15 protein-coding genes are annotated in these 18,325 nt (G+C 69.4%); 4 read left to right on the top strand and 11 right to left on the bottom strand.

The genetic code is table 11. The annotated features are described in order from the left end of the window. Nucleotides 1–31: 31 nt before the first annotated feature. Together ACIBKX_RS05660 and ACIBKX_RS05655 are read right to left on the bottom strand one after the other, a co-directional pair. On the bottom strand, nucleotides 32–289 hold the full coding sequence (locus ACIBKX_RS05660; RefSeq protein WP_363271854.1) for a hypothetical protein: 258 nt from the start codon (nucleotides 287–289) through the stop codon (nucleotides 32–34). 151 nt (nucleotides 290–440) lie between these two features. Next, nucleotides 441–1,340: a DUF4429 domain-containing protein gene (locus ACIBKX_RS05655; RefSeq protein WP_363271853.1), complete on the bottom strand. Its 900-nt coding sequence runs from the start codon at nucleotides 1,338–1,340 to the stop codon at nucleotides 441–443. A gap of 92 nt (nucleotides 1,341–1,432) precedes the next feature. Between ACIBKX_RS05655 and ACIBKX_RS05650 the strand changes: the two genes are divergently transcribed. Further along, the gene (locus ACIBKX_RS05650; protein ID WP_363271852.1) at nucleotides 1,433–3,082 is read left to right on the top strand and encodes a beta-N-acetylhexosaminidase; all 1,650 of its coding nucleotides are present in this window, start codon (nucleotides 1,433–1,435) and stop codon (nucleotides 3,080–3,082) included. A 73-nt stretch (nucleotides 3,083–3,155) separates the two neighbouring features. On the opposite strand, the gene ACIBKX_RS05645 is transcribed toward ACIBKX_RS05650, so the two are convergent. The 9 genes from ACIBKX_RS05645 to ACIBKX_RS05605 form a co-directional block, all read right to left on the bottom strand. Then, nucleotides 3,156–4,922 carry an IucA/IucC family siderophore biosynthesis protein gene (locus ACIBKX_RS05645; RefSeq protein ID WP_363271851.1) on the bottom strand — a complete coding sequence of 589 codons (1,767 nt, stop codon included), beginning with the start codon at nucleotides 4,920–4,922 and terminating at the stop codon, nucleotides 3,156–3,158. Continuing rightward, nucleotides 4,919–5,488, bottom strand: coding sequence for a GNAT family N-acetyltransferase (locus tag ACIBKX_RS05640; protein ID WP_363271850.1), 570 nt, complete (start codon nucleotides 5,486–5,488; stop codon nucleotides 4,919–4,921). Before ACIBKX_RS05640 ends, ACIBKX_RS05645 begins: the two co-directional genes overlap by 4 nt. Continuing rightward, nucleotides 5,485–6,774 (bottom strand): lysine N(6)-hydroxylase/L-ornithine N(5)-oxygenase family protein, encoded by a 1,290-nt coding sequence (locus tag ACIBKX_RS05635; protein WP_399375646.1) that lies wholly within the window; start codon nucleotides 6,772–6,774, stop codon nucleotides 5,485–5,487. The genes ACIBKX_RS05640 and ACIBKX_RS05635 overlap by 4 nt, the downstream gene beginning before the upstream one ends. Further along, nucleotides 6,758–8,206 carry an aspartate aminotransferase family protein gene (locus ACIBKX_RS05630; RefSeq protein WP_363271849.1) on the bottom strand — a complete coding sequence of 483 codons (1,449 nt, stop codon included), beginning with the start codon at nucleotides 8,204–8,206 and terminating at the stop codon, nucleotides 6,758–6,760. The genes ACIBKX_RS05635 and ACIBKX_RS05630 overlap by 17 nt, the downstream gene beginning before the upstream one ends. Nucleotides 8,207–8,393: 187 nt before the next feature. Next, complete coding sequence (locus tag ACIBKX_RS05625) at nucleotides 8,394–9,428, bottom strand: ABC transporter substrate-binding protein (RefSeq protein WP_363271848.1); 1,035 nt, start codon at nucleotides 9,426–9,428, stop codon at nucleotides 8,394–8,396. 118 nt (nucleotides 9,429–9,546) lie between these two features. Then, on the bottom strand, nucleotides 9,547–10,701 hold the full coding sequence (locus ACIBKX_RS05620) for an acyl-CoA dehydrogenase family protein (RefSeq protein WP_363271847.1): 1,155 nt from the start codon (nucleotides 10,699–10,701) through the stop codon (nucleotides 9,547–9,549). Between the two features lie 5 nt (nucleotides 10,702–10,706). Then, complete coding sequence (locus tag ACIBKX_RS05615; protein WP_363272046.1) at nucleotides 10,707–11,642, bottom strand: hydroxymethylglutaryl-CoA lyase; 936 nt, start codon at nucleotides 11,640–11,642, stop codon at nucleotides 10,707–10,709. A 68-nt stretch (nucleotides 11,643–11,710) separates the two neighbouring features. Beyond that, nucleotides 11,711–13,657 (bottom strand): acetyl/propionyl/methylcrotonyl-CoA carboxylase subunit alpha, encoded by a 1,947-nt coding sequence (locus tag ACIBKX_RS05610; protein WP_363271846.1) that lies wholly within the window; start codon nucleotides 13,655–13,657, stop codon nucleotides 11,711–11,713. An 82-nt stretch (nucleotides 13,658–13,739) separates the two neighbouring features. After that, complete coding sequence (locus tag ACIBKX_RS05605; RefSeq protein ID WP_363271845.1) at nucleotides 13,740–15,356, bottom strand: carboxyl transferase domain-containing protein; 1,617 nt, start codon at nucleotides 15,354–15,356, stop codon at nucleotides 13,740–13,742. 87 nt (nucleotides 15,357–15,443) lie between these two features. Between ACIBKX_RS05605 and ACIBKX_RS05600 the strand changes: the two genes are divergently transcribed. From ACIBKX_RS05600 to ACIBKX_RS05590, 3 genes are all read left to right on the top strand, one after another. Next, on the top strand, nucleotides 15,444–16,034 hold the full coding sequence (locus ACIBKX_RS05600) for a TetR/AcrR family transcriptional regulator (RefSeq protein WP_363271844.1): 591 nt from the start codon (nucleotides 15,444–15,446) through the stop codon (nucleotides 16,032–16,034). Nucleotides 16,035–16,190: 156 nt separating this feature from the next. Continuing rightward, nucleotides 16,191–17,348, top strand: a complete 1,158-nt coding sequence (locus tag ACIBKX_RS05595) for an acyl-CoA dehydrogenase family protein (RefSeq protein WP_363271843.1) — start codon at nucleotides 16,191–16,193, stop codon at nucleotides 17,346–17,348. 54 nt (nucleotides 17,349–17,402) lie between these two features. After that, entirely contained in the window at nucleotides 17,403–18,302 is a 900-nt protein-coding gene (locus ACIBKX_RS05590) for an acyl-CoA thioesterase II (RefSeq protein WP_363271842.1), read from the top strand. Nucleotides 18,303–18,325 lie beyond the last annotated feature (23 nt).

The raw sequence follows: 18,325 nt of genomic DNA, 5'->3' as shown, positions 1-18,325 counted from the left end.
TCTGGCTTTGGTGCTTCCGGCTTCGGTGCTTCTAGCCGTAGATCATGCGGCGCAGCTGTCTGAGGCTCAGCTCGGGTGGCGCGACCGCGCGGTATTCCAGATCCGCCGAGATCCGTTCGAAGATCGCCGCGTTCAGCAGGCCCTGGCCCTGCAGCTCGCGGTGGCGGCGACGGACGAACTCTTCGGTCGTCTCGTCGAAATAGGCGAGCACGTCCTGGATCACCCGCAGGGCTTCGCCGCGCTGGAGCGGCGTGCTGCGGGTCAGGTGGTCCACCAGGTCGTCGTGCATTCGTTGATCCTGTAGGAAGAGCACCCCGTACGCAACAATCCTGCCCGATTCCGGGCAGGGTCGCGTCGAAAACGAGCCCCGACGGCCAGATGGCAGGGCTCGGACGGCCAGATCGCGGGGCCCGGACGGCCAGATCGCGGGGCCCGGACGGCTACATCCGCTTCAGTACGGCCTGCTTGGCGAGGGAGAACTCCTCGTCCGTGAGTATCCCGCTCTGGTGCAGTTCCCCCAGCTCGCGCAGGCGTCGCAGCAGCGCGTCATGATCGTCCCCGGCCGGTTCGGGCGCCGCCGTGGCCGCGGGCGCGAGGGCCGCCGCCGCGGGCCCGTCCGGGACCCCGGCCGGGACGGGCCCGGACGGATGCGGGAGCCGCACCTGCACGGCGGCGGCCACCAACGCCATCAGCGGGTCCTTCTTGAAACCCCACAGCTCGACCGAGTTCGGGTCGTACTTCGGCGGGGCCTTCGTCGGCGAGTGCCGCACGGTGAAGCGGAGGTAGCCGTTCTCCAGGCCGACGGCAGGCTGCCACTCCACGGCGGCGACATCCGCGAGCGCCAGGGACCGGGTGCCCGAGGCGGACTTCGCCTCCTCCGTCTTCCAGTTCCACTCCAGGCGGATGTGCTCCCCGTCGAAGCTGGCGGTGCCGTCCCCCGCCGAGACCGACAGCGGAACGGAGGGCCCCGGCAGCAGATAGCTCTCGCAGGACGCGGCCGGCACCTGTTCGATGAGCAGCGCGTTGCGCACCTCGTCCACGACGTACTCCGCGACCCCGTAGCGGTCCGGCTCCACCGTCAGCTGATAGGGGTCCGCCGACTCCGCCAGCTTGCCGCCGGTCGCCTGCAGCAGCGGGTCCGCGCCGTCCCGCAGACGCAGCCGGAGACGGCCCGACTTCTTGCCCTGCTCGAACGCGATGCCCGCCAACGCCCGGAGCGGAACGGCCAGTTCGCCCAGCGTCTTGCGCAGCAGCGACACGTTCTTGTCGTGCCCCGGCACAAGGCGCAGCGTCTCTCCGTCGAAGGTCCAGGTTCCGTCGCGCTGGATGATTTCCGCCATGGGACGATTCTTTCATCGGCGGGCCCCAGAAGTGGTCTACACCCTTGACCCGCCACGGGGCGCAAGGTACCCATGGTGACCGTTCGATTGCGATGCACCACAGGGAAGGCCCGTCGAAGGGACCGCTTGTGAGAGAGCACCACAGATCGACCCGTCTGTTCGGCTCGCTGCTGCTCGTCGCGGCGGCCGGCTTCTCGTCGGTGGCCGCCGCGCCGGCCGGTCAGGAGGCAGCCACGAACCCCGCCCCGACCCCGCTCGGCCAGGTGATCCCGGCACCCGCGTCGGCCGTACCGGGCGGACCGGCGTACGAGATCAACGCCAAGACCCGCATCCGGGTCGACGACGACTCCCGCGAGGCACGCAGGATCGGCGGCTATCTGGCGGACGTCCTGCGCCCCTCGACCGGCTTCCCGCTCAAGGTGACCGACGACGAGGGCCGCGACGGCATCCGCCTCAGGCTCACGTCCAAGGACAAGTCGCTCGGCGACGAGGGCTACCGCCTGGAGTCGAGGAGCGGTTCCGTCACCATCACGGCCCGTAAGGCCGCCGGACTCTTCTACGGCGTACAGACGCTGCGTCAGCAACTGCCCGTGGCCGTCGAGAAGAAGACGAAGCAGCCGGGCCCCTGGCTGGTCGCGGGCGGCACCATCGAGGACGAGCCGCGCTATGCCTACCGCAGCGCGATGCTCGACGTGTCGCGGCACTTCTTCTCCGTCGACAAGGTCAAGCGCTACATCGACCAGATGTCGCTCTACAAGGTCAACAAGCTGCATCTGCACCTGAGCGACGACCAGGGCTGGCGCATCGCCATCGACTCCTGGCCCCGGCTCGCCGAGTACGGCGGCTCCACGCAGGTCGGCGGCGGCAAGGGCGGCTACTACACGAAGGCCCAGTACAAGGAGATCGTCGAGTACGCCTCCTCGCGTCAGCTGGAGGTGGTCCCCGAGATCGACATGCCGGGCCACACGAACGCCGCGCTCGCCTCGTACGCCGAGCTGAACTGCAACGGTGTCGCGCCCCCGCTCTACACCGGCACCGAGGTCGGCTTCAGCTCGCTGTGCGTGAAGAAGGACGTGACGTACGACTTCGTGGACGACGTGATCCGTGAGCTCGCCGCCATGACACCCGGCAAGTACATCCACATCGGCGGCGACGAGGCGCACTCCACCAGCCACGAGGACTATGTGGCGTTCATGAACAAGGTGCAGCCGGTGGTCGCCAAGTACGGCAAGACCGTGGTCGGCTGGCACCAGCTCACCGGCGCGACCCCCGCCAAGGGCGCCATCGCGCAGTACTGGGGCTACGACGCCACCAGCGCCGCCGAGCGCGAGCAGGTCGCGAACGCGGCGAAGAACGGCACGAAGCTGGTCCTCTCACCCGCCGACCGCTCCTACCTCGACATGAAGTACAACAAGGACACCCCGCTGGGCCTGGCCTGGGCGGGCTATGTCGAGGTGCAGCGCAGCTACGACTGGGACCCGGGGACGTACCTGGCGGGCGCGCCCGCGGACTCGATCGCGGGTGTCGAGGCGCCGCTGTGGTCGGAGACGATCTGGGAGTCCCAGCACGTCGAGTACATGGCGTTCCCGCGCCTTCCCGGCATCGCCGAGCTCGGCTGGTCGCCCGCGTCGACGCACGACTGGGAGAAGTACAAGGTGCGGCTCGCCGCGCAGGCGCCGCGCTGGGACGCGCTGGGCATGGACTACTACAAGTCGCCTCAGGTGCCTTGGCCCAGCAAGTAGTTTCCCGCGTACGCACATGAGTGGGCTCCTGGGGACCGTCCCAGGAGCCCACTCGGCTTGTGTGCGAACCCGCCTACGCGATCGGGTTCTTCAACGTCCCGACCAGCTGCAGCGCGCCCGCCGGGTCGGCGAGGTCCACCATCTGCTCGTTGTCCCGCAGCTGGAGCCGGTTCAGGCAGGACAGCGCGAACTCGGGGGCGAACAGGTCGTACTGCTTGAACTTGTCGGCCAGTTGGGGCGTGGCCTCCTGGTAGGTGGTCACGCACTCGGCGACCGCCGCCCAGAAGCCCTCCTCGTCGATGAGTCCTTCCGTGACGAGGTTCGCCGACAGGAAGCGGAAGAAGCAGTCGAAGACGTCCGTGAAGATCGACAGGAGCTTCTGGCCCTCGGGGACCTCGACGCGCAGCCGCTCGACCGTCGGCGGGAGCACCGCGTCCGGGTCCATGACGGCGATCTCCTCGGCGATGTCCTTGAAGATCGCCCGCTGGACGACGCCGTCCTTCAGGACCAGGATCACGTTCTCGCCGTGCGGCATGAAGACGAGGTCGTACGCGTAGAAGCTGTGCAGCAGCGGCGTCAGGTACGCGTGCAGATAGCCGCGCAGCCACTCGGCCGGGGTGAGCCCGGAGCGCTCGATCAGGGCGCCCGCGAAGGAGCCGCCGTCCCGGTCGGTGTGCAGCAGCGAGGCCATGGTCGCCAGCTGCTCGCCCTCGGCGAGGGACGGCACGGGGCTCTCGCGCCAGAGGGCGGCGAGCATCTTGCGGTAGGCGGAGTAGCGGTCGGTCGCGGCCTCGTACTCCAGGTGGCGATAGCCGACGGCGGCGCGCTCGCGGATGATCGTCAGGCCGGTGGACTTCAGGGTCTCGTCGGTGTCGATGAGGTTCGCGAGCCAGTCGTTGATCGCCGGGGTCGCCTCCATGTACGCGGCCGAGAGTCCGCGCATGAAGCCCATGTTGATGACGGACAGGGCCGTCTTCACATAGTGCTTGGCGGGCTCGGTGGTGTTGAAGAACGTACGGATCGACTGCTGGGCCAGATACTCGTCGCCGCCCTCGCCCAGGCAGACCAGGCGCCGCTGGGCGACCTCCGCCGCGAACGTCACCGACAGCTTGTTCCACCACTGCCAGGGGTGGGCCGGGATGAGGAGATAGTCGTCCGGGTCCAGGCCCTGGTCACGGAGTTTGCGGTCGAAGCGGGCCAGCGTCTCCTCGCCCAGCTCGGCCCGCAGGAACGACTCGTACTCCAGCCCTGCGCCCGCCGTGAAGGCCGCGCGCTCCTTGCTCGCCGCGAGCCACACCAGGCGCACCGGGCTCGCCGTCTCGGGAGCGTACGAGAGGTACTCGTGCACGCCGAAGCCGAGCCGGCCGTTGTTGGCGACGAAGCAGGGGTGGCCCTCGGTCATGCCCGTCTCGATCTCCTGGAAGCCGGAGCGGGTCAGCTCGGCGGAGGGGATCGCGGGCTTGGTCAGTTTGTAGCAGGTGCCGGAGAGGGTGGAGGAGATCTCCTCCAGGTAGACCGGCAGGATCTCGTCGCTCAGGCCGAGCGCCGTGCGCAGCTCGACGAAGAAGTCGAGCGCGTCCAGCGGGAGTTCGGCGCCGTCGCGGTGCCGGGTGATCGAGTCGGCGTCGACATGCCAGTGGTCGAGGCGGAGCCTGCGCGCGCTGAACCGGTAGCGGGTCAGGGCGTCGTCGCTGCGTACGACGTATTTGTCGTCGCCGAGCGGTTCCGGGGTGAGCAGCCGCTCGTGCGAGAACTCGGCGAGCGCCTTGCGGATGAGGAGACGGCCCGCCTGCTCCCAGCGCTCGGGGGTCAGGTGCGCCACGGCGTCGGACAGGGTCATATCGCCAGTTCCCCTTCGGTACGGCTGTTTCGCTGTGACATCTCAAAGAACTGCTCGCGGGTGCAGAAGCTCAGGAGTGCTTCCTTCTCCGGCTTCTGGATGACGCCGTCGGGGCGGAACCCGACGGCTTCGTTGAGGGCGTGGACCGCCTTGTTGCGTACGTCCGGTTCGACGACGACCCGGTGTGTGGCGGGGTCCGCGAAGAGCGTCGCCATCACCTTGGTGATCACGGCGCGGGTGAAGCCGGGGACGCGGACGTCGGACGGCGCGGTGAGGAAGTGCATGCCCACGTCGCCGGGTTCGGGTTCATAGAGCCCGACGAGTTCGACGTACCGGGGGTCGTAGCGCTCCATCAGGAACGCGGGCTCGCCGTCGCGCAGGCCGAGGAACGCGTCGTGGTGCTCGGCGGCGGCGATGGCCATGTACTCGCGCTCGACGTCGGGCAGCGTGGCGTCCTGCATCATCCAGAACGCGGCTTTGGGGTGGGTGACCCAGCCGTGCAGCAGCTCGGCGTCGGTCAGCGGGTCGAGGGGGCGGAGCGTCAGCTCGCCCGTGGCGGGGGTCATGCGGCGAACTCCTGGAAGGCGATGGACTTCTCGACGGGGTAGTACTCGGAGCCGAGCAGCTCGCCGATGATGTACGCGTTGCGGTAGGGGCCCATGCCCAGGTCCGGGCTGGTGAGCGAGTGGGCGTGCACGGCGCCGTTCTGCAGGAAGATGCCGCGCCCCGTGGTGTCGATGGAGTAGTTGCGGGCGACTTCGTAGCGGCCGCGGCCGTCCCAGCGGATGCGGTCGCGCACCGGCTCCAGGAAGTCCGGGGTGACGTACTGGTAGCCGGTCGCGAGGATCAGTCCCTCGGAGCTCAGCTCGAAGTCCTTGCCCTGCTCGTCCTGGCGCAGCCCGAGCGTGTACGTGCCGTTCTCGTGGCGGGCGCTCTGGAGCGAGGAGTTGGTGAGCAGACGGGTGGGGACCGGGCCGCCGAGGTTCTTCTGGTAGAGCAGGTCGAAGATCTCGTTGATCAGGTCGCCGTCGATGCCCTTGAAAAGGGTCTTCTGCTGGTCCTGGAGGCGGTAGCGGGTCTCTTCGGGGAGGGCGTGGAAGTAGTCGACGTACTCCGGAGACGTCATCTCCAGCGTCAGCTTGGTGTATTCGAGCGGGAAGAAACGCGGGGAGCGCGTGACCCAGTTGAGCTTGTAGCCGTGTACGTCGATCTCGCTCAGCAGGTCGTAGTAGATCTCGGCGGCGGACTGGCCGCTGCCGACGAGCGTGATCGACTCCTTCTTCTGAAGCTCCTGCTTGGACTGCAGATAGCGGGAGTTGTGGATGAAGTCACCGCCGAGGTCCGCGCAGGAGGCGGGGATGTGCGGCGGGGTGCCGGTGCCGAGCACGAGGTGGCGGGCGCGGAAGGTGTCGCCGGCGGTGGTGCGCACTACGTAGAGGTCGTCTTCGTACGTCACCTCGCCCACCGTCGTACCGAAGCGGATGGAGGTGAGTTTCGCGGCGGCCCAGCGGCAGTAGTCGTTGTACTCGACGCGCAGCGGATAGAAGTTCTCGCGGATGTAGAAGGAGTACAGCCGCCCCGACTCCTTCAGGTAGTTGAGGAAGGAGTAGGGGGATGTGGGGTCGGCGAGGGTGACCAGGTCGGACATGAACGGTGTCTGGAGGTGGGCGCCGTCGAGGAACATGCCCGAGTGCCACTCGAAGTCCGGCTTGGACTCCAGGAAGAGGCCGTTCAACTCGTCGATGGGCTCGGTCAGACAGGCGAGGCCGAGGTTGAAGGGGCCGAGCCCGATGCCGATGAAGTCCAGTGCTTCCCGGTGATCGGGAAGCGCGTTTTCAGGAAGCGCGGTCAAGGGTCTCTCCCAGGTACTGCTCGGCGTGGCCGGCGATCAGATCGAGTACGGCGGTGATGTCGTCGGCCGTCGTCTCGGGGTTGAGCAGGGTGAACTTCAGGTACTGGCGGTCGCCCACCTTGGTGCCCGCGACGACGGCGTCACCGGAGGCGAACAGGGCCTTGCGGGCGTACAGGTTGGCCCGGTCGATGGCGGCCGGGTCGCAGATCGCCTCGGGGATGTAGCGGAAGACGAGCGTCGACAGCTGCGGCTCGACGACCACGTCGTAGCGCGGGTCGGCGGCGAGCAGCTTCCAGCCCTCGTCCGCGAGCGCGCAGACCTCGTCGAAGAGGTCGCCGATCGCGTCGGCGCCCATCACGCGCAGCGTCATCCACAGCTTCAGGGCGTCGAAGCGCCGGGTCGTCTGGAGGGACTTGTCGACCTGGTTGGGGATGCGCTCCTGCACCATGCGGCGCGGGTTGAGGTACTCCGCGTGGTACGTGGCGTGGCTCAGCGTCGCGGCGTCCCGGACCAGCACGGCGGAGGAACTCACCGGCTGGAAGAAGGACTTGTGGTAGTCGACCGTGACGGAGTCGGCGCGCTCGATGCCGTCGATGAGGTGCCGGTTCTTGCGTGACGCGAGCAGTCCGCAGCCGTACGCCGCGTCGACGTGCAGCCAGGTCCCGTACTGCTCGCACAGTCCGGCGATCTCGGGCAGCGGGTCGATGGAACCGAAGTCGGTGGTTCCGGCGGTGGCGACGACCGCCATGGGGGAGAGGTCGTCGCGTCGGCAGCGCTCCAGCTCGCGGGCGAGTGCCACGGTCTGCATGCGCTTGTTCTGGTCGGTGGGGATGCAGACGACCGCGTCCTCGCCGAGGCCGAGCAGCGTCGCGGCTTTCTGGACGCTGAAGTGGCCGACCTCGGAGGCGAAGATGCGCAGCCGGTCGAGCGGCTTTCCGGACTTGGCGGCCTCCTCGCGGGCGAGCAGCAGGGCCTGCAGATTGGACTGCGTGCCGCCGCTGGTGAACACGCCGTCCGCGGCCGGGCCGAGCCCGATGCGGTCGGTGGTCCAGTCGATGAGGCGGCGCTCGATGAGCGTGCCGCCCACGGACTGGTCCCAGGTGTCCAGCGAGGAGTTGACCGCGGAGAGCACGGCTTCGCCCAGGACGGCGGGGATGACGACCGGGCAGTTGAGGTGCGCGAGGTAGCGCGGGTGGTGGAAGTACACGGCGTCGCGCAGGTAGAGCTCGTCGAGCTCGTCCAGGGCGGCGATCGTGTCGTGCAGGGGCTCGTCCAGGTCGACGGCCTCGATGCGGGGAGCGAGGTCGTCGACGGAGATCCCGGTGAACGGGCGGGAGGTGGTGGCGATTCTGGCCGCCACCCGCTCGACTCCTTCGGTCACGGAGCTGCGGTAACGCTCCGCGGTGGTGTCGTTGAGCAGGTGCGAGCGCATGAACGGTCCTCTGGGTGAGGGGACTTGGGGAAGTGAGGTAAGCCTAACCTAACTTTCTATGTGGTTGAACCCAGGGGGCCGAAAAAACGGAACTGCCCCCTCCGGTGGGCGGAGGGGGCAGCTCTGGGTGGAACTCCGGGTGTGGGGCGCGGAGTTCAGGGGTGTGGACGTCGATGGGCCGCGGGGGTCAGCTGACCTTCTTGGCCTTCTCCAGCGCGTCGGCGAGGTCCTCGAGGATCGGGGCGCACTTGTCGTACGAGTAGATGGGCTCGGTGACCCGCGGGATGACCTGGCCGGCCTTGACGGCGGGCAGCTTCTTCCAGGTCGGCTTGTCCAGCGTGGCGGGCTGAAGGGCCGAGGTGCGGTTGTCCATCATGATCAGGTCCGCGCCGTGCTTGTCGACGTTCTCCCAGCTCAGGTTCTCGAACCAGCCGCCGCTCTCCTTCTTGGCGGCCTCGGTCGGCTCGACGAAGTTCACGCCGAGGGACTTGAAGTACTCCAGGTCGGCGGAGAGGTTCGTGCCGGAGACGTAGAACAGGTCCTGGCTCGCCGAGCCGACGAGGACCTTGATGTCCTTCTTCTCCTTGGCGACCTTGCGCAGCCGCTCGGCGGCGGCCTCGAAGCGCTTCTTCGCCTTGACGACCTTCTCGGCCTTCACGTCCGCGCCGAGCGACTCGGCGAGCGCGAGCAGACGCTGCAGGGGCTCGGTCATCTTGCGGTCGTAGACGCTGATGCCGACGCTCGGGGCGAGCTTGAGGATCTTGTCCTTGCTCTCGTCCGGGACGTACCAGAGGGTGCCCGCGTCGTCGAACATCGTGGAGATGAGCAGGTCGGGGGCGAGCCCGGCGTACTTCTCGATGTTGAACTTGCCCCACTCGTTGCCGAGGATCGTCAGCTTGCTGATGTCCATGTCGCCGGCCTGGACGTCCGGCTTGTCACCGGCCTTCGTCGGACCGAAGACACCCTTGACCTCGATGCCGTAGTCGAACAGGGCGGCGGCGGCACCGGTGAACGCGACGATGTTCTTCGGCGTGGCCTTGGTCTTGGCCGTCGTGCCGCGGTCGTCCTTGAAGCTCCAGGGGCCGGAGTCCGAAGCGTCGGCCTTGCCCGACCCGCCCTTTTTCTCGTCACCGCAGGCTGCCAGCAGGGCCGTGAGGCCGAGGGCGCCGCCGGCGGCGAGGATGCCGCGACGGGAAGGCTGAGGGAGGCGGGCGTGGGACATGTGGGTCTCTGCTTTCGTGAGGACGACGGCGGGCCACTGGCCGGAACTAGCGCTTAGGTTAACCTAACCTAAGGTTCTGTCCAGTGGCCCCCGGTATCGGTCCTCGCGGCCGCGGGGGTTACCCGGCGAAACCCAGCTCCCGGGCGATCAGCATCCGCTGCACCTCGCTCGTGCCCTCCCCGATCTCCAGGATCTTGGAGTCGCGCCACATCCTGGCCACCGGGTACTCGTTCATGAAGCCGTACCCGCCGTGGATCTGCGTGGCCTCGCGCGCGTTGTCCACCGCGACCGTCGACGAGTACAGCTTCGCGATCGCCGCCTCCTTCTTGAACGGCTCCCCGCTGACCAGCCGCGACGCCGCGTCCCGCCAGCCGATCCGCGCCATGTGCGCCCGCGTCTCCATGTCCGCGATCTTGAACTGGATGGCCTGGTTCGCGCCGATCGGCTTCCCGAAGGCGTGCCGCTCCTTGGCGTACTTCACGGACTCGTCGACACAGCCCTGCGCGAGGCCCGTGGCGAGCGCGGAGATCGCGACCCGGCCCTCGTCCAGGATCCGCAGGAACTGGGCGTAGCCCCGGCCCTCCTCGCCCAGCAGGTTCGCCGCCGGGACCCGGACGTCGGAGAACGACAGCTCACGCGTGTCCGACGCGTTCCAGCCGACCTTCGAGTACGGGGCCGCCACCGTGAACCCGGGCGTACCGGACGGGACGATGATCGCGGAGATCAGCGGGCGGCCGTCCGGCTTCCGGCCGGTGACGGCGGTGACCGTGACCAGACCCGTGATGTCCGTACCGGAGTTGGTGATGAAGCACTTGGAGCCGTTGATCACCCACTCGTCGCCCTCGCGCACCGCCGTGGTCCGCGTGCCGCCCGCGTCCGAACCGCCGTCCGGCTCGGTCAGGCCGAAGGCGCCCAGGAGTTCACCGGAGCAGAGCCGGGGCAGCCACTCCCGCTTCTGCTCCTCCGTACCGAAGAGATGGATCGGCATCGCGCCCAGCGAGACTCCGGCCTCCAGGGTGATCGCCACGGAGGAGTCGACGCGCGCCAGCTCCTCCAGGGCGATACCGAGGGCGAGATAGTCGCCGCCCATCCCGCCGTACTCCTCGGGGAAGGGCAGTCCGAACAGGCCCATGCGGCCCATCTCGCGGACGATCTCGTACGGGAACTCGTGCCGCTCGTAGAGGTCGCCGATCTTCGGGGCGACCACGTCGTGCGCGAACTCCTCTACGGTGCGGCGGAGTTCCTCGTGCTCGGGGGACAGACGGTGGTCCATCGTTTTCACTGCTCCTGGTCGGGCTCTGTCGCTTTCGCGAGTGCGCGGACAGTGCGGGAGGGGCTGGGTCGGCCCAGTTGTGCGGCCATCCACGCGCTGGTGGCGGTGAGACGGCCGAGATCGACGCCGGTCTCGATGCCGAGGCCGTCGAGCATCCACACGAGGTCCTCGGTGGCGAGATTGCCGGTGGCGCTCTTCGCGTACGGGCAGCCGCCCAGGCCGCCCGCCGACGCGTCCACCGTGCGCACCCCGTGCTGGAGGGCGGCGAGGGTGTTGGAGAGCGCCTGGCCGTACGTGTCGTGGAAGTGCACGCCGATGCGGTCGGTCGGCACGCCCTCCTCGTTCAGCTCGGCCAGCAGTGCGAGGACATGGCCGGGGGTGGCCACGCCGATCGTGTCGCCGAGGCTCAGCTCGTCGCAGCCCATGTCGAGCAGCTCCTTGGCCGTGCGGACCACCTGGGCGATCGGCACGGCGCCCTCCCAGGGGTCGCCGAAGCACATGGAGAGATAGCCCCGGACGCGCACCTTCTGCTCGCGGGCGCGGGCCACCACCGGCTCCGACATCGCGAGGGCCTCGGCCATCGTGCGGTTGAGGTTGGCCTTGGCGAAGGACTCCGTGGCGCTCACGAAGACGGCCACGTCACGGGCGCCGAGGTCCAGGGCGCGGTCCAGGCCCCGGTCGTTCGGCACGAGGACCGGGAGCCTGGCGTCGAGGTCGCTCACGAGAGGGAACAGCCGCTCGGCGTCCGCCAGTTGGGGCACCCACTTGGGGTGGACGAAGCTGGTCGCCTCGATGGTGGTGAGCCCCGCGTCCGCGAGGCGGCGGATGAACTCCGCCTTGATCTCCGTGGGGACGACCGACTTCTCGTTCTGCAGGCCGTCGCGGGCGCCGACCTCGTAGACACGGACGCGGGGCGGGAGGTCCTGGGTGGGGACGACCATGGGGAGGCCGCCGGGCTGCCGTGCTTCGGCGGTCACGTCTGCCTCGGTGGTCACCTCTGCTTCGGTGGTCATTTCTCGTCCTCTTCCGCATCGTCGGGGATGACCACGGCAAGGACCTGGTCCATGGCGACGGTCGAGCCCGGGGTGACGTCCAGTTCGGCCACGGTGCCGGCGTGCGGGGCGGAGATGACGTGTTCCATCTTCATGGCCTCCACGACCAGCAGGCTCTGGCCGGCGGTCACCTGGTCGCCGGTGGACACCTTCACGACCGTGACCGTGCCGGGCATGGGGGCGGTGAGTGCGTCGGCCCCGCTGTGCGCGCTGCCGCTGAGGTTCGCCTCCACCGGGTCGTGGTCCTGGACGTGCCAGGCGTGGCCGTCCCGGCCCAGCCAGTCGCCCGCCCGGTGGAAGGTGTGGGTGAGGCCGTCCAGATGGACCGTGACGCGGCCGGGCTCCACGGTGCGCGGGCCCTCGGCGGCCACGCGCGCGACGGGCTCTTGTCCCGGCACGCGCAGCCAGTGCGTCAGCGGCGCCGGGGTGCCGCCCATGCGCCAGTTGCTCGGCACCGAGAACGGGTCCCGCCAGCCTTCACCGCTCGGCTCCAGGGCGGCGGTGCGCACCGCCGCCGCGGCCTCGTAGACCTCGTCCGGCACCCCGTCGGGCACCAGGTCCTCCGCCTCGCGCTCGACGAGCCCCGTGTCCAACTCCCCGGAGACGACCGCCGGGTGGGCGAGGAGATCCCGCAGGAAGCCGGCGTTCGTCGGCACTCCCAGGGTGACCGTCTCGGCGAGGGCCGCCCGCAGCTTGCGCAGGGCGGTCGGCCGGTCCGGGCCGTACGCGATGACCTTCGACAGCATCGGGTCGTACAGGCTCCCGACCTCCGTGCCCTCGCTCAGCCCGGAGTCGGTGCGCACGCCGTCGCCCTGCGGCTCGCGCAGCGCGAGGACCGTGCCGCCGGACGGCAGGAAGCCCCGCGAGGGGTCCTCCGCGCAGATGCGGGCCTCGATCGCGTGACCGGTGAGGCTGATGTCCTTCTGCCCGAAGGGCAGTGGCTCGCCCGCCGCCACCCGCAGCTGCCACTCCACCAGATCCAGGCCCGTGATCAGCTCCGTCACGGGATGCTCCACCTGGAGCCGGGTGTTCATCTCCATGAAGTAGTACGACGACGGGTCCTTGCCCGGGACGATGAACTCCACCGTGCCCGCGCCCGCGTACCCGCAGGAGCGGGCCGCCTGGACGGCCGCCTCGCCCATCGACGCGCGCGTGGCCTCGTCCAGGAGGACGCTCGGCGCCTCTTCGATGATCTTCTGGTGGCGGCGCTGGAGGGAGCACTCGCGCTCGCCGAGGTGGATCACGTTCCCCTGGCCGTCCGCGAGGACCTGGATCTCGATGTGCCGGGGGCGGTCGATCCACCGCTCCACGAGCAGCGTGTCGTCACCGAAGGAGGCGAGGGCCTCGCGGCGGGCGGCCGCGATCTCGTCGGCGAGCAGTGCCTCGTCCCGCACCAGGCGCATGCCCTTGCCGCCGCCGCCCGCGCTCGGCTTGAGCAGCACGGGGGTGCCGATCTCCCGTGCGGCGGCGGCCAGTTGCTCGTCGGTCAGGCCGCTGCCGGAGGAGCCGGGGACGACCGGGACGCCGGCCGCCTGCACCGTCTCCTTGGCGCGGATCTTGTCGCCCATGAGGTCGATCGCCGCCGCGGGCGGGCCGATGAAGGCGAGGCCCGCGTCCGTGCAGGCCCGCGCGAACTCCGCGTTCTCCGCGAGGAATCCATAGCCGGGGTGCACCGCCTGGGCGCCCGTGCGCAGGGCCGCCTCGATCAGCCGCTCGGCCGACAGATAGCTCTCCGCGGCCGGCGCCGGGCCGATCCGCACGGCCGTGTCCGCCTCGCGCACATGCCGCGCGTCCGCGTCCGCGTCGCTGAAGACGGCGACCGAGCGGACGCCGAGCGCGCGCAGCGTACGGATGACGCGGACCGCGATCTCGCCCCGGTTGGCGACGAGCACGGTGTCGAACATGGTCCCTCTCCCCGGTGTGGTCCCTCGCGTGGTCCCCTGCTGGAAGTCACTCATCTGCTGGAAGTCGCCCATCGTCGGCCCCTCACATCCGGAAGACGCCGAAGCCGGGCTCGCCCAACGGGGCCTCGGCGCAGGCGGTCAGGGCGAGTCCGAGGACCTGCCGGGTCTCCATGGGGTCGATCACGCCGTCGTCCCACAGGCGTGCCGTCGCGTAGTAGGCGTTGCCCTGCTGCTCGTACTGCGCGCGGATCGGGTCCTTGAAGGACTCCTCGTCCGCCGCCGACCACTCCTCGCCGCGCGCCTCCAGCTGGTCGCGCTTGACCGTCGCGAGGACGGAGGCGGCCTGCTCGCCGCCCATCACGGAGATCTTGGCGTTCGGCCACATCCACAGGAAGCGGGGGCTGTAGGCACGGCCGCACATCGAGTAGTTCCCCGCGCCGTACGAACCGCCGACCACCACCGTCAGCTTCGGTACGCGCGTGCAGGCGACGGCCGTCACCATCTTCGCGCCGTGCTTGGCGATGCCGCCCGCCTCGTAGTCCCTGCCGACCATGAAGCCGGAGATGTTCTGCAGGAAGACCAGGGGGATGCCGCGCTGGTCGCACAGCTCGATGAAGTGGGCGCCCTTCTGGGCGGATTCGGAGAACAGGATTCCGTTGTTCGCGACGATGCCGACCGGGTGGCCGTGGATATGGGCGAAGCCCGTCACCAGCGTCTGGCCGTACTCCGCCTTGAACTCGGCGAAGCGCGAGCCGTCGACCACGCGCGCGATGACTTCCCGTACGTCATAGGGGGTGCGGGAGTCCGTCGGCACCGCTCCGTAGAGCCCCAGCGGGTCGACCTTGGGCTCTTCCACCGGCTGCACGGACCAGGGCGGTTCGGTGCGCTCGGGGAGCGTGGAGACGATCGTGCGGACGATCCGCAGCGCGTGGGCGTCGTCCTCCGCGAGGTGGTCGGTGACTCCGGAGACGCGGGAGTGGACCTCGCCGCCGCCCAGCTCCTCGGCCGTCACGACCTCGCCGGTCGCGGCCTTCACCAGGGGCGGGCCGCCGAGGAAGATCGTGCCCTGATTGCGGACGATCACCGCCTCGTCGCTCATCGCCGGGACGTACGCGCCGCCCGCCGTGCAGGAGCCGAGGACGGCGGCGATCTGCGGGATCTTCGCCCCCGACATCCGCGCCTGGTTGTAGAAGATCCGCCCGAAGTGCTCGCGGTCCGGGAAGACGTCGTCCTGCATGGGCAGGAAGGCGCCGCCCGAGTCGACGAGGTAGAGGCATGGCAGGCGGTTCTCCAGGGCCACCTCCTGGGCCCGCAGATGCTTCTTCACCGTCATCGGGTAGTACGTCCCGCCCTTGACGGTGGCGTCATTGGCGACGATCACGCATGTGCGCCCGGAGACCCTGCCGATGCCGGCGATGACACCGGCGGCCGGGGCGTCCCCGCCGTAGAGCCCCTCGGCCGCCAGCGGTGCCAGCTCCAGGAAGGGCGAGCCGGGGTCGAGCAGTGCGTCCACCCGGTCGCGGGGCAGCAGCTTGCCGCGCGCCACATGGCGGGCCCGCGCCCGCTCGCCGCCGCCGAGCCTGGCCGCCGCGAGCCTGTCCCGCAGCTCTTCGGCGAGGGCGGTGTGCGCCGCCTCGTTCGCCCGCCATGCCTCGGACGCGGGATCGGCCGCGCTCCCAAGGACTGGTGCCTGCTGCATCCGTCGAGCCCCCTTGCTCGGTTAATGAGCGTTAACGCGTTTCCTTCAGGTTAACGAGCGCTAACCGGGCTGTCTAGAATTAATTCCATGGCCACGAGAACCGACGCCCCCACCCGTCGCGAGCAGATCCTCAAGGAGGCCGCCCGGCTCTTCGCCGAGCGCGGCTTCCATGGAGTCGGAGTGGACGAGATAGGAGCCGCGGTCGGCATCAGCGGCCCCGGTCTCTACCGGCACTTCGCGGGCAAGGACGCGATGCTCGCCGAGTTGCTCGTCGGCATCAGCGGTCAGCTCCTGACGGGCGGCAAGCGGTGCGTGGCCGAGACGGACGGCGAGCCGGAGCGGGTCCTGGACTCGCTCATCGAGGGGCACATCGACTTCGCCCTCGACGACCGCTCCCTCATCACCCTGCACGACCGCGAGCTGGATCGCCTGCGGGACAGCGACCGCAAGCTGGTCCGCCAGCTCCAGCGGCAGTACGTGGAGATCTGGGTCGACGTCGTGCGCAAGGTCTACGCGGACCTCGACGAGAACGCGGCGCGGGTCGCCGTGCACGCCGTCTTCGGGCTGCTGAACTCCACCCCGCACCTGAGCCGCCGCGACGCGCTGCCCAGCCGGACGGCCATGGCGGAGCTGCTGCACCGGCTCGCGCGCGGGGCGTTCGCGTCCGCCGTAGCCTGACGCACGGGGCCCCGGGGCGTGACGGGAGCTACAGCCGTCATCTCTGGACGGTCCGGTGACCGGCGGGTAACGTTGCTCTGAGCAAGCGCTTAGTCGTAGGCAGGCGCTTGGTCACATCGCTTGGCAGAGCCCGGTGCCGTACCGAAGGAGCCCCCTGTGCGCCGTACCGTTTTCAATGAGGACCACGAGGCGTTCCGGGAGACCCTGCGCGCCTTCATCGAGGCCGAGGTCGTCCCGGTCCACGACGAGTGGTTCGCCGCGGGTCAGGTGCCGCGCGAGTTCTACTACAAGCTCGCCGAGCTGGGCCTGTTCGGCATCAACGTGCCCGAGGAGTTCGGCGGCGCCGGCCTGGACACGCACAAGTTCGAGGCCATCCAGTACGAGGAGACCGCCCGCGCGGGCGTCACCTTCGGCGGCTCCGGCGTGCACGTGCTGCTCGCCCTGCCGTACATCAAGATGCTCGCCACCGACGAGCAGAAGAAGCGCTACCTGGAGAAGTTCGTCTCCGCCGAGGAGATGTGGGCCCTCGCGATGACCGAGCCGGGCACCGGCTCCGACCTCGCGGGCATGAAGACCACCGCCAAGCTCTCCGAGGACGGCACCCACTACGTCCTCAACGGCTCCAAGACCTTCATCACCGGCGGCGTGCACGCCGACCGCGTGATCGTCTGCGCCCGCACCGCCGCGCCGACCGCCGAGGACCGCCGCTTCGGCATCTCCCTCTTCGCCGTCGACACCAAGTCCGAGGGCTACTCCATCGGCCGCAAGCTCGACAAGCTCGGCCTGAAGACCTCCGACACCGCCGAGCTGGCGTTCGTCGACGTGAAGGTCCCCGTGGAGGACCTCCTCGGCGAGGAGAACAAGGGCTTCTACTACCTCGGCTCCAACCTGCCCTCCGAGCGCTGGGGCATCGCCTACGGCGCCTACGCGCAGGCCAAGGCCGCCGTCCGGTTCGCCAAGGAGTACGTCCAGGACCGCACGGTCTTCGGCAAGACGGTCGCCTCCTTCCAGAACACCAAGTTCGAGCTGGCCGCCTGCCAGGCCGAGGTGGACGCCGCCGAGGCCGTCGCCGACCGCGCCCTGGAGGCCCTCGACAAGGGCGAGCTGACCGCCGCCGAGGCCGCGTCCGCGAAGCTCTTCAACACCGAGGTCGCGCACCGCGTCATCGACAAGTGCCTCCAGCTGCACGGCGGCTACGGCTTCATGAACGAGTACCCGATCGCCCGCCTGTACGCGGACAACCGCGTCAACCGCATCTACGGCGGCACCAGCGAGATCATGAAGTCGATCATCGCCAAGGACATGGGCCTCTAAAGGGATCTCTAAAGGGACACGGGCCCGTAAAGAGCGCCCTGTAGAACTTGATTCATGAACCAACCACTTGAAGGCCTCCTCGATCTGCTCGACCTGGAGCAGATCGAGGAGGACATCTTCCGGGGCATGAGCCGCTCGGCGCTCGTGCCCCGCGTCTTCGGCGGGCAGGTCGCCGCACAGGCCCTGGTCGCCGCCGGACGCACCGTCCCCGACGACCGTTCCCCAAGCTCTCGGCTCCGCTCGAGCAGGGGAGGCTCCACTGCGCACTCCCTGCACGCGTACTTCCTGCGCGTGGGCGACCCCGGAGCGCCGATCGTCTACACCGTCGACCGGATCCGTGACGGCCGCTCCTTCACCACGCGCCGCGTCGTCGCCGTCCAGCACGGGCAGCCGATCTTCCACCTCTCCGCGTCCTTCCAGACGTACGAGGAGGGCCTGGAGCACCAGTACGGGATGCCGGACGCCCCGGACCCGGAGACGCTGCCCACCGCCGCCGAGATGCTGCCCCGCCATCTGCCGTCGCAGGTCGCCGAGCGGCTCATCGACGCCCGCGCGGCCGTCGACCTGCGGTACGTGGACGCGCCGCCGTGGGCCAGCGTCGGGCAGCCGCGCGAACCGCGCTCCCAGGTGTGGTTCCGCACCAACGGCAAGCTGGTGGACGACCCGCTGCTGCACGTCTGCCTCGCCACGTACGTCTCCGACATGACGCTCCTCGACTCGGTGCTGCTCGCGCACGGCCGGGGCGGCTGGGCCGTCGGCGACGTCGTGGGCGCCTCCCTCGACCACGCCATGTGGTTCCACCGCCCCTTCAGGGCGGACGAATGGCTCCTGTACGACCAGGAGTCGCCCTCCGCGTCCGGCGGGCGCGGTCTCGGCCAGGCGCGGATCTGGACACGGGACGGGCAGCTGGCGGTGACGGTGATTCAGGAAGGCGTGGTCCGGGTTCCGCGCTAGGCGGGCTCTACGGAGAGCGTGCT

It is taken from the genome of Streptomyces sp. NPDC050658 (assembly GCF_044457025.1).
Classification (GTDB): Bacteria; Actinomycetota; Actinomycetes; order Streptomycetales; family Streptomycetaceae; genus Streptomyces.
This window is presented reverse-complemented; position numbering and strand designations above follow the sequence as displayed.

What these genes read in the sequence shown, in the direction of transcription:
- ACIBKX_RS05660 (WP_363271854.1), bottom strand. Translation starts at nt 289, where the DNA reads ATGCACGACGACCTGGTGGACCACCTGACCCGCAGCACGCCGCTCCAG.
- ACIBKX_RS05655 (WP_363271853.1), bottom strand. Translation starts at nt 1,340, where the DNA reads ATGGCGGAAATCATCCAGCGCGACGGAACCTGGACCTTCGACGGAGAG.
- ACIBKX_RS05650 (WP_363271852.1), top strand. Translation starts at nt 1,433, where the DNA reads ATGCACCACAGGGAAGGCCCGTCGAAGGGACCGCTTGTGAGAGAGCAC.
- ACIBKX_RS05645 (WP_363271851.1), bottom strand. Translation starts at nt 4,922, where the DNA reads ATGACCCTGTCCGACGCCGTGGCGCACCTGACCCCCGAGCGCTGGGAG.
- ACIBKX_RS05640 (WP_363271850.1), bottom strand. Translation starts at nt 5,488, where the DNA reads ATGACCCCCGCCACGGGCGAGCTGACGCTCCGCCCCCTCGACCCGCTG.
- ACIBKX_RS05630 (WP_363271849.1), bottom strand. Translation starts at nt 8,206, where the DNA reads ATGCGCTCGCACCTGCTCAACGACACCACCGCGGAGCGTTACCGCAGC.
- ACIBKX_RS05625 (WP_363271848.1), bottom strand. Translation starts at nt 9,428, where the DNA reads ATGTCCCACGCCCGCCTCCCTCAGCCTTCCCGTCGCGGCATCCTCGCC.
- ACIBKX_RS05620 (WP_363271847.1), bottom strand. Translation starts at nt 10,701, where the DNA reads ATGGACCACCGTCTGTCCCCCGAGCACGAGGAACTCCGCCGCACCGTA.
- ACIBKX_RS05615 (WP_363272046.1), bottom strand. Translation starts at nt 11,642, where the DNA reads ATGGTCGTCCCCACCCAGGACCTCCCGCCCCGCGTCCGTGTCTACGAG.
- ACIBKX_RS05610 (WP_363271846.1), bottom strand. Translation starts at nt 13,657, where the DNA reads ATGTTCGACACCGTGCTCGTCGCCAACCGGGGCGAGATCGCGGTCCGC.
- ACIBKX_RS05605 (WP_363271845.1), bottom strand. Translation starts at nt 15,356, where the DNA reads ATGCAGCAGGCACCAGTCCTTGGGAGCGCGGCCGATCCCGCGTCCGAG.
- ACIBKX_RS05600 (WP_363271844.1), top strand. Translation starts at nt 15,444, where the DNA reads ATGGCCACGAGAACCGACGCCCCCACCCGTCGCGAGCAGATCCTCAAG.
- ACIBKX_RS05590 (WP_363271842.1), top strand. Translation starts at nt 17,403, where the DNA reads ATGAACCAACCACTTGAAGGCCTCCTCGATCTGCTCGACCTGGAGCAG.